At 55.0% G+C, this 10,335-nt stretch carries 8 protein-coding genes; 7 read left to right on the forward strand and 1 reads right to left on the reverse strand.

Annotated elements, in window-relative coordinates; translation table 11 throughout:
• The 5 genes from ACSZPU_RS19605 to xylR all read left to right on the forward strand — a co-directional run.
• On the forward strand, nucleotides 1-183 hold a 183-nt coding region (locus ACSZPU_RS19605), incomplete at its 5' end, for a hypothetical protein (RefSeq protein WP_499002251.1).
• Nucleotides 140-1,078 (forward strand): D-xylose ABC transporter substrate-binding protein, encoded by a 939-nt coding sequence (gene xylF / locus ACSZPU_RS19610; RefSeq protein WP_499002249.1) that lies wholly within the window; start codon nucleotides 140-142, stop codon nucleotides 1,076-1,078. The genes ACSZPU_RS19605 and xylF, both read left to right, overlap by 44 nt.
• Before the next feature lie 83 nt (nucleotides 1,079-1,161).
• Nucleotides 1,162-2,703 carry a xylose ABC transporter ATP-binding protein gene (locus ACSZPU_RS19615; protein WP_499002233.1) on the forward strand — a complete coding sequence of 514 codons (1,542 nt, stop codon included), beginning with the start codon at nucleotides 1,162-1,164 and terminating at the stop codon, nucleotides 2,701-2,703.
• Nucleotides 2,681-3,862 (forward strand): xylose ABC transporter permease XylH, encoded by a 1,182-nt coding sequence (gene xylH, locus ACSZPU_RS19620; protein WP_499002236.1) that lies wholly within the window; start codon nucleotides 2,681-2,683, stop codon nucleotides 3,860-3,862. Before ACSZPU_RS19615 ends, xylH begins: the two co-directional genes overlap by 23 nt.
• A 93-nt stretch (nucleotides 3,863-3,955) precedes the next feature.
• Nucleotides 3,956-5,134: a D-xylose utilization transcriptional activator XylR gene (xylR, locus tag ACSZPU_RS19625; RefSeq protein ID WP_499002239.1), complete on the forward strand. Its 1,179-nt coding sequence runs from the start codon at nucleotides 3,956-3,958 to the stop codon at nucleotides 5,132-5,134.
• 49 nt (nucleotides 5,135-5,183) lie between these two features.
• Here the strand turns inward: xylR and ACSZPU_RS19630 are convergent, their stop codons facing one another.
• Nucleotides 5,184-6,011, reverse strand: a complete 828-nt coding sequence (locus tag ACSZPU_RS19630; RefSeq protein ID WP_499002242.1) for a protein bax — start codon at nucleotides 6,009-6,011, stop codon at nucleotides 5,184-5,186.
• Nucleotides 6,012-6,328: 317 nt separating this feature from the next.
• Here ACSZPU_RS19630 and ACSZPU_RS19635 point away from each other — a divergent pair, with 317 nt between their 5' ends.
• Together ACSZPU_RS19635 and avtA are read left to right on the forward strand one after the other, a co-directional pair.
• Nucleotides 6,329-8,359, forward strand: coding sequence for an alpha-amylase (locus ACSZPU_RS19635; RefSeq protein ID WP_499002245.1), 2,031 nt, complete (start codon nucleotides 6,329-6,331; stop codon nucleotides 8,357-8,359).
• Nucleotides 8,360-8,835: 476 nt separating this feature from the next.
• The gene (gene avtA, locus ACSZPU_RS19640; protein ID WP_499002246.1) at nucleotides 8,836-10,089 is read left to right on the forward strand and encodes a valine--pyruvate transaminase; all 1,254 of its coding nucleotides are present in this window, start codon (nucleotides 8,836-8,838) and stop codon (nucleotides 10,087-10,089) included.
• Nucleotides 10,090-10,335: the final 246 nt, after the last annotated feature.

The following is a 10,335-nucleotide window of genomic DNA, read 5'->3' on the forward strand; positions in this document are numbered from 1 at the left end:
ATTCAGGCAACCGTCTGTGGTGTTTGCAGAGCTAAGATTGGCGGCTTAGCGTTGCACTTCGGAGTTGAATCCGCCTATTACTATTATGAATATAAAGAACCTTTGCCTTACGTTGTGTGCTTCTCTGCTGCTCGCCAGCATGGCCGGTCACGCGAAAGAAGTAAAAATCGGAATGGCGATTGATGACTTACGCCTCGAACGTTGGCAAAAAGACCGTGATATTTTCGTGAAAAAAGCCGAATCACTGGGCGCCACGGTTTTTGTTCAGTCTGCTAACGGAAATGAAGAAACCCAGATGTCGCAAATTGAAAATATGATCAATCGCGGCGTTGATGTTCTGGTTATTATTCCCTACAACGGCCAGGTATTAAGTAATGTCGTAAAAGAGGCCAAACAAGAAGAGATTAAAGTGCTGGCTTATGATCGCATGATCAATAATGCCGATATTGATTTTTATATTTCCTTCGACAATGAAAAAGTCGGTGAATTACAGGCGCAAAGCCTGGTCAGCAAAGTGCCGCAGGGCAATTACTTTTTGATGGGCGGCTCGCCGGTTGATAATAACGCTAAGCTGTTCCGCGCTGGCCAAATGAAAATATTAAAACCCTACATTGACAGTGGGAAAATTAAAGTGGTTGGCGATCAGTGGGTCGACGGCTGGCTGCCGGAAAATGCGCTGAAAATCATGGAAAACGCCCTCACGGCGAACAACAACAAAATCGACGCCGTGGTGGCGTCTAACGATGCTACCGCTGGCGGCGCGATTCAGGCGCTGAGCGCGCAGGGGCTGGCAGGCAAGGTCGTGATTTCAGGCCAGGATGCCGACCTCGCCGGGATTAAACGCCTGATCAACGGCAGCCAGACCATGACGGTCTATAAGCCCATCACCCAACTGGCGAACACCGCCGCCAAAATCGCCGTTGAGCTGGGTAATGGCAAGCAGCCGAAAGCAGATTCCACCCTCAATAACGGTCTGAAAGACGTACCCGCCCGTCTGCTGACGCCGATTGAAGTCACCAAAGACAACATCGACGCCACGGTCATCAAAGACGGCTTCCATCAGAAAGATCAGCTCTAAGCCTCGCGGCGTGTCTCCCGACTGGAGGCACGCCGGAACATGTCTTCAGGCACTGTGAATACCTCGAATTACGTGGAGCAGTTATGCCTTATTTACTTGAAATGAAGAACATCACCAAGGCCTTTGGCGTGATCAAAGCCGTCGATAATGTCAGCCTGCGGCTCAACGCAGGCGAGGTGTTATCCCTGTGCGGTGAAAACGGCTCCGGCAAATCCACGCTGATGAAAGTGCTGTGCGGCATTTATCCCTGGGGCAGCTACGAGGGCGATATTGTCTTTGCGGGCGAAACGCTTCAGGCCGGGCACATCCGTGATACCGAGCGTAAAGGGATAGCGATAATCCATCAGGAACTGGCGCTGGTTAAGCACCTGACGGTGCTGGAAAACATTTTTCTCGGTACCGAAATCACCCGCCACGGCGTGATGGATTACGACACCATGACGCTGCGCTGTGAAAAGCTGCTCGCACAGGTCAGCCTGACTATTTCCCCGGATACCCGCGTCGGTGACCTGGGCCTGGGGCAACAGCAACTGGTGGAAATCGCCAAGGCACTCAATAAACAGGTTCGCCTGTTGATTCTCGACGAACCGACCGCCTCGCTCACCGAGCAGGAAACCACCGTCTTGCTGAATATCATCCGTGACCTGCAAAACCACGGCATCGCCTGTATTTATATCTCGCACAAGCTCAATGAGGTGAAAGCCATCTCTGACATCATCTGCGTGATCCGCGATGGCCAGCATATCGGCACGCGTGATGCCACGGGGATGAGCGAAGACGACATCATCACCATGATGGTGGGCCGAGAGCTCACCGCCCTCTATCCCAACGAACCGCACACCACGGGCGATAAAATTTTACGCGTCGAACATCTCACCGCCTGGCATCCGGTCAACCGACACATCAAGCGAGTGAATGACATCTCCTTTTCCCTTAAACGCGGGGAAATCCTGGGTATCGCCGGACTGGTGGGCGCCGGGCGAACCGAAGCGGTACAGTGCCTGTTTGGCGTCTGGCCGGGACGCTGGGAAGGCAGCATTTTCCTGGATGGTAAGCAGGTGCACATCCATAACTGCCAGCAGGCGATTGCCAGCGGCATTGCGATGGTGCCGGAAGACCGCAAAAAAAATGGCATCGTCCCCGTGATGGCGGTGGGTAAAAACATCACTCTGGCGGCGCTGGACCAGTTCTCTGGCACGCTGAGTAGCCTGGACGATGCGGCAGAGCAGCATTGCATTTTGCAATCGCTGCAGCGTCTGAAAGTGAAAACCTCCTCCCCCGAGCTGGCGATTGGTCGCCTGAGCGGTGGGAATCAGCAAAAAGCCATTCTTGCCCGCTGCCTGCTGCTCAACCCGCGCATTCTGATCCTCGACGAACCCACGCGCGGGATCGATATCGGTGCGAAGTACGAAATCTACAAACTCATCAATCAACTGGTACAGCAGGGGATTGCCGTTATCGTCATCTCGTCCGAATTACCCGAAGTGTTGGGGCTTAGCGATCGGGTACTGGTGATGCACGAGGGCAAGCTAAAAGCCGACCTAATCAATCATCAACTGACCCAGGAGCAGGTCATGGAAGCGGCGCTGAGGAGCGAACATCATGTCGAAAAGCAACCCGTCTGAAATGAAATTATCCGCCCCGGTACCGGGCGCGTTCGCAGGGTTGAAATCCCTGAATTTGCAGGTCTTTGTCATGATTGCCGCCATCGCCGTGATCATGATGTTCTTTACCTGGATGACCGATGGCGCGTATTTAAGCGCACGTAATGTCTCAAACCTGCTGCGCCAGACGGCCATCACCGGCATCCTTGCGGTGGGCATGGTGTTCGTCATTATCTCGGCGGAAATCGACCTCTCCGTGGGCTCGATGATGGGCCTGCTGGGCGGTGCGGCGGCGATTTTCGACGTCTGGCTGGGCTGGCCCCTGCCGCTGACTATTGTAGTCACGCTGGTGCTGGGTTTACTGTTGGGCGCGTGGAATGGCTGGTGGGTCGCCTACCGTAAGGTGCCGTCGTTTATCGTCACCCTTGCGGGAATGCTGGCGTTTCGCGGCGTGCTGATTGGTATCACCAACGGCACCACCGTGTCGCCCACCAGCGCCGCCATGTCGCAAATTGGTCAGAGCTATCTGCCCGACGGCGTCGGCTTCGGCGTAGGTGCGCTGGGGCTCGTCGCCTTCATTCTGTGGCAGTGGCGCGGACGATTGCGTCGCCAGGCGATGGGGCTGACCACCAGCGCGTCCACCTCGGTGGTGGGCCGCCAGTCGCTCATCGCCGTACTGGTGCTTGGCGCTATCTGGCTGCTGAATGATTATCGCGGTGTCCCGACGCCAGTACTGCTGCTCGTCTTCCTGCTGCTGGCGGGGATGTTTATGGCCACGCGCACCGCGTTCGGTCGTCGCATCTATGCCATCGGCGGTAACCTGGAGGCCGCACGCCTTTCCGGGATCAACGTGGAGCGCACTAAGCTTGCGGTGTTCGCCATCAACGGTCTGATGGTGGCGATTGCCGGGCTGATTCTGAGCTCACGCCTTGGCGCTGGCTCACCGTCAGCGGGCAACATCGCCGAACTGGATGCCATCGCCGCCTGCGTTATCGGCGGCACCAGCCTCGCTGGCGGCATTGGTAGCGTGGCGGGTGCGGTGATGGGGGCATTTATCATGGCGTCGCTGGACAACGGCATGAGCATGATGGACGTGCCTACGTTCTGGCAGTACATCGTCAAAGGGGCAATTTTGTTGCTGGCGGTGTGGATGGATTCCGCCACCAAACGTCGGGCGTGATAACAAGAGCGATCACACTGCCGGAAGATTTTTCTCCGGCGGTGTGCCGAATATGATAATCAGAATTAATGATTCATTAGCGACGGAACCGATATGTTCGAGAAACGCCACCGCATTACGTTGTTATTCAATGCCAACAAGGCCTATGACCGCCAGGTGGTTGAAGGAGTTGGGGAATATTTGCAGGCGTCACAATCTGAGTGGGATATTTTCATCGAAGAAGATTTCCGCACCCGCATCGAAAACATCAAAGAGTGGCTCGGCGATGGCGTCATCGCCGACTATGACGATCCGGAAATTGAGCGACTGCTGGCCGACGTCGACGTACCGATTGTCGGCGTCGGCGGCTCGTATCACGCGCCGGAAAACTACCCGCCGGTGCACTACATCGCCACCGATAACTACGCGCTGGTCGAGCAGGCCTTTTTGCATCTGAAAGAGAAAGGCGTTCACCGCTTTGCCTTTTACGGCTTGCCTGCCTCGAGCGGCAAACGCTGGGCCGCCGAGCGCGAACATGCTTTTTGCCAGCTGGTTGCGCAGGAGAAATATCGTGGCGTGGTCTATCAGGGGCTCACCACCGCACCGGAGAACTGGCAGCATGCCCAGAACCGGCTGGCGGACTGGCTGCAAACGCTGCCGCCGCAGACGGGTATTATCGCCGTGACCGATGCCCGTGCCCGCCACGTGCTGCAGGTGTGCGACCATCTGCATATTCCGGTACCGGAGAAACTCTGCGTGATCGGCATCGACAACGAAGAGCTGACTCGCTATCTGTCCCGCGTGGCGCTCTCATCGGTAGCTCAGGGCACACGCCAGATGGGCTACCAGGCAGCGAAACTGCTGCATCGCCTGCTGGATAACGAACCCATGCCGCTACAACGCCTGCTGGTTCCGCCAGTGCGCGTGGTGGCGCGACGTTCAACGGATTACCGCTCTCTGAATGACCCGGCGGTGATTCAGGCGATGCACTACATCCGCAACCACGCCTGTAAGGGGATCAAAGTTGAGCAGGTGCTGGATTCCGTCGGCATTTCACGTTCGAATCTGGAAAAACGCTTTAAAGAGGAAGTCGGCGAGACCATCCATGCGGTGATCCACGCGGAAAAACTGGACAAAGCACGCAGCCTGCTGGTTTCCACGTCGCTTTCCATCAACGAGATTTCGCAGATGTGTGGTTACCCGTCACTGCAATATTTCTATTCGGTGTTTCGCAAAGAGTACGACAGCACGCCGAAGGATTATCGCGAACGCTACGGTGAGACGCTGTTGTAGCCAGAGGCAGGAAAGAAAAACGCCTTCCGACTGGAAGGCGTTTTTGCAATTACATATGCGAGGCGATTAACTGCTGATTGTCCTGATACATGGCAAACAGGTAGTTGTTGTAGCTTTTGCCTTTGGTGGAGTAACCCTTCAGCTTGTGAATCATGTTGCTGGCGGTCACTTCCTGGTCCGCTTTACGCAACTGCGCACGAGACTTACGGAAAGAGTTGTACGCCGGATGGGTGTTCAGATTCACCACATAGGCATCAACGGACTCTTTCACCGATTCAAAGTGCGAATAGCCTTTCACTTTGCCCGGACCGTTTTTACAGCTGCCTTTCCCGCATTTCATGCCGAACAGGTTGTTGTTGGTACGCGCCAGTTTGGAGGTACCCCAGCCGCTTTCCGCTGCTGCCATGGTCGCAACCATGCTGTCCGGGATGATGTCCACGCGCTCCATCAACGCATTCCACGGAATACGACGGGTATTGCCAGACCAGCTCACTTTGTAGCGTTTGGCGATATCCTTTAGGCGCGTACGGTCGGCCGTCGACCATTGTTGGCTATATTGACGTGACGTCAGCCAGTTGCGGTCGGCAGTGATCGCTGCATTTTGACTGGTAATGTAAGGCATGACCGTCCGGAGAAACGCTTTCTTTCTTGGTGCTCCGGAAGGGTATTTTCGCAAGTCAGGAAGTGAACTGCTGTTTACACTATTGCGAGAATACTCTTGTTTACTGCTTGCCTGTTTGTTACCGGTCGTCTTTGAGATTTGGGCCTTCTGACTCACTGTTTTGCTGTGCGTTTGCGCAAGCGTCCCACCAGAAAATACGAGGGTGAGTAACATGAGTATCGGAGCCCCAAGTCGTCGCAAGGGAGTCGATATCATTAAGTCTCCTGGTCGGATATAAACATTCCAACACCTTATTTTTTTCACAAATTTGAGAGCGGAATCTCAAATCATATCAAAAATAGCGCTTCAGGGCACGTACACAAATAATCCAATTCCGAAAGGCTGTCATCTCAAAGGTGTGAGGAAGCGAAAACAACAGCGTGGATTTGTGGCGGTTATCGCAAATTCTGCGCAAAATTTGCGCACGATCACTCACCCCGCCCCCTCCTCCCTGGCGATTACGCTCAAGGGATGAGTCGTCCGCATTGTGCTAATGACACAATGGTCAAAACGGATGCCACGGGAAGGATCAGATGAAATACAGAGCCCTTTTTCTCCTGCTTTTACCGGCAGTCGCCAGCGCCAACTGGACGGCTCCCGGTCTCTCTGCCTTTTCCGATGATGGCACCGGGGTCTGGCGCAGCAGTAGCACGTTGCAGAAAGGGACGTTTCCGCTGACCCTGTACAACGATCAGCAGTGCTGGCAGCCTGCCGCCGATATCAAACTCAACCAGATGCTCTCCCTGAAACCCTGCGCAGGCGATGCGCCCCAGTGGCGCGTTTTCCGTGAAGGGGATTACCAGATTCAGCTCGACACCCGTTCCGGCACGCCAACGTTGATGCTGTCGGTGAAAAGCGAAGCCACCGCTCAGGCGGTTAACGTGGCACGCCAGTGCCCCACCTGGAACGGACAGCCGCTGACCCTGGATGTCAGCAGGACCTTCCCGGAAGGGAGCATGGTGCGCGATTTCTACAGCCAGAAAACGGCGATGGTGCAGAACGGTAAGGTAACGCTGCAACCGGCAAGCGGCAGCGGCGGCCTGCTGCTGCTCGAACGCGCCGAAATCACATCGCCCGCGCCCTTTAGCTGGCAAAACGCGACGGTCTATTTCGTATTGACGGACCGCTTCGTCAACGGCGATCCGTCCAATGACAACAGCTACGGACGCCACAAAGACGGGATGCAGGAGATTGGCACCTTTCACGGCGGCGACCTGAAAGGGCTCACCAGCAAACTTGACTACCTGCAACAACTCGGTGTCAACGCACTGTGGATTAGCTCACCCCTCGAACAGATCCACGGCTGGGTCGGCGGCGGAACAAAAGGCGATTTCCCGCACTACGCCTACCACGGCTACTACACGCAGGACTGGACCCGTCTGGATGCCAACATGGGTAAAGAGGCAGATTTACACACTCTGGTGGATGAAGCCCACAAACGCGGGATTCGCATCCTGTTTGATGTGGTGATGAACCACACCGGCTACGCCACGCTGGCGGATATGCAGGAATATCAGTTCGGCGCGCTCTATGTTCAGGGCGAAGAGCGCAAGAAAGTACTCGGTGAACGCTGGACCGACTGGCGCCCGGGGCCAGGGCAGAGCTGGCACAGTTTTAATGACTTCATTAATTTCAGCGACAAAGCGGCCTGGGAAAACTGGTGGGGCAAAAAGTGGATCCGCACCGACATTGGCGACTATGACAATCCCGGCTTCGATGACCTGACTATGTCGCTGGCCTTCCTGCCAGATCTGAAAACCGAGTCCACTACCCCATCTGGCCTGCCGGTGTTCTATCGCCACAAACCCGATACTGCCGCCCGCGAGATATCCGGCTACACGCCACGCGATTATCTGACCCACTGGCTGAGTCAGTGGGTGCGCGATTACGGCATCGACGGTTTCCGGGTCGATACCGCGAAGCATGTGGAGCTTGCGGCCTGGCAGCAGCTAAAAACCCAGGCCACCGAGGCGCTGGCCGAGTGGAAAAAGGCTAACCCGCAGAAAAAACTCGACGACGCGCCGTTCTGGATGACCGGAGAATCCTGGGGTCACGGCGTCATGCGTAGCGATTATTACAACCATGGCTTCGATGCGATGATCAACTTTGATTATCAGGAGCAGGCCGCAAATGCAGTGAAATGTCTGGCGAATATGGATCTCGTCTGGCAGCAGATGGCCGAAAAGCTGCAGGGATTTAACGTGCTGAGCTATCTCTCTTCCCATGACACCCGCCTGTTCCGCGACGGCGGCCAGGAAGCGGCAGAATTGCTGATGCTGGCACCCGGGGCCGTACAGATTTTTTATGGCGATGAAACCAGCCGACCTTTCGGACCGACCGGCTCCGACCCATTACAGGGGACGCGTTCGGATATGAACTGGCAGGATATCAACGGCAAGGCGGCGCAAACGCTACAACACTGGCAAACGCTGGGACAGTTTCGCGCCCGTCATCCGGCGATGGGAGCAGGTAAACAGACGACGCTGAGGCTGCCGCAGGGATACGGCTTTACCCGTGAGCATAACGGCGACAAAGTGATGGTGGTCTGGGCGGGGAATCGCTGAGTGTCTTCCCACGCCGCATCCGGGACATTCCCCGGTGGCGCTGCGCTTACCAGGGCTACCAGACCCAATGATTGCCAGCCAGTCGTAGCCGGATAAGGCGTTTGCGCCGCATCCGGGACATTCCCCGGTGGCGTTGCGCTTACCAGGGCTACCAGACCCAATGATTGCCAGCCAGTCGTAGCCCGGATAAGGCATTTACGCCGCATCCGGGACATTCCCCGGTGGCGCTGCGCTTACCGGGGCTACCAGACCCAATGATTGCCAGCCAGTCGTAGCCTGGATAAGGCGTTTGCGCCGCATCCGGGACAGGCCGCAACCCCGGCGGTCAAACAGACCCATCCAGCAATATAAAAAACCACTAAATCATAAATAAAAAAAATAAAACGTCATCAACCCCCATCTCATCCGATTTGCACAGCAGGGTATGTAGCGCTATGGTTAGCCATTTTTAAAATCGGCCCGACAGAACATCAGCTATGACATTTTCACTTTTCGGCGACAAATTCACCCGTCATGCAGGCATTACCCGCCTGATGGAAGACCTTAACGATGGCCTGCGCACGCCAGGTGCCATCATGCTCGGCGGCGGCAACCCGGCGCAAATTCCGGCGATGACCGACTACTTCCACAACCTGCTGGCAGAGATGGTAGAAAACGGCAAAGCGACAGACGCGCTGTGTAACTACGACGGCCCGCAAGGCAAGACCGAACTGCTGACAGCGCTGGCAGGTATGCTGCGCGAAGAGCTGGGCTGGGACATCGAGCCACAAAATATTGCACTGACAAACGGTAGCCAAAGCGCGTTTTTCTACTTATTCAACCTGTTTGCTGGCCGCTGCGCCGACGGAACCACCAGTAAGGTGCTGTTCCCATTGGCACCGGAGTACATCGGCTACGCGGATTCCGGGCTGGAAGAAGACCTGTTTGTCTCCGCACGTCCGAATATCGAACTGCTGCCGGACGGCCAGTTTAAATACCACGTCGACTTTGAACACCTGCACATTGGCGAAGAGACCGGGATGATTTGCGTGTCGCGACCGACCAACCCGACCGGAAACGTCATTACCGATGAAGAGCTGATCAAACTCGATGCGCTGGCCAACCAGCACGGCATTCCGCTGGTTATCGATAATGCCTATGGCGTCCCCTTCCCGGGCATTATTTTTAGCGAAGCGCGACCTTTATGGAATCCGAATATTATTCTCTGCATGAGCCTGTCAAAACTGGGCCTGCCGGGAAGCCGCTGCGGCATTATCATCGCCAACGACAAAGTGATTTCCGCCATCCGCAATATGAACGGCATTATCAGCCTCGCACCAGGCGGTTTTGGGCCAGCCATGATGTGCGAAATGATTAAGCGCAACGACCTGCTGCGCCTGTCGGAAACCGTGATTAAGCCGTTCTATTACCAGCGCGTGCAGGAAACGATCGCGATTATTCGCCGCTATCTGCCGCAAGAGCGTTGCCTGATCCACAAACCCGAAGGGGCGATATTCCTCTGGCTGTGGTTTAAAGATCTGCCGATCACCACCGAGCTGCTGTATCAGCGCCTGAAAAAGCGCGGCGTGTTAATGGTGCCTGGCGACTATTTCTTCCCGGGGCTTGATAAGCCATGGCCGCATACGCACCAGTGCATGCGCATGAACTATGTGCCAGACCCGGATAAAATCGAAGCCGGGGTGAAAATTCTGGCAGAAGAAATTGAAAATGCCTGGCGCGATCACGCGTAATAAATCATCAGGCCTTCTTCCTGAAGGCCTTTTTATATTCCCATAATACAAGCACAAAACAAATGGTTAATTAATTACCTTTTGTTTTATTAGAAATATATTCATCTGCACAAATATTAATAATTTCCAGTTAAATGACAGATATATTTTTAAGTTAAATAAAACTACATACCGCGAATTCAGATAATAAGTGCAACGCTCGGACATGATTGTGGAGAGTGTAGGAGGAAGGGTTAACTACCGATA

The sequence above is a fragment of the Phytobacter sp. V69 genome, assembly GCF_965644215.1.
Taxonomy (GTDB): domain Bacteria; phylum Pseudomonadota; class Gammaproteobacteria; order Enterobacterales; family Enterobacteriaceae; genus Phytobacter.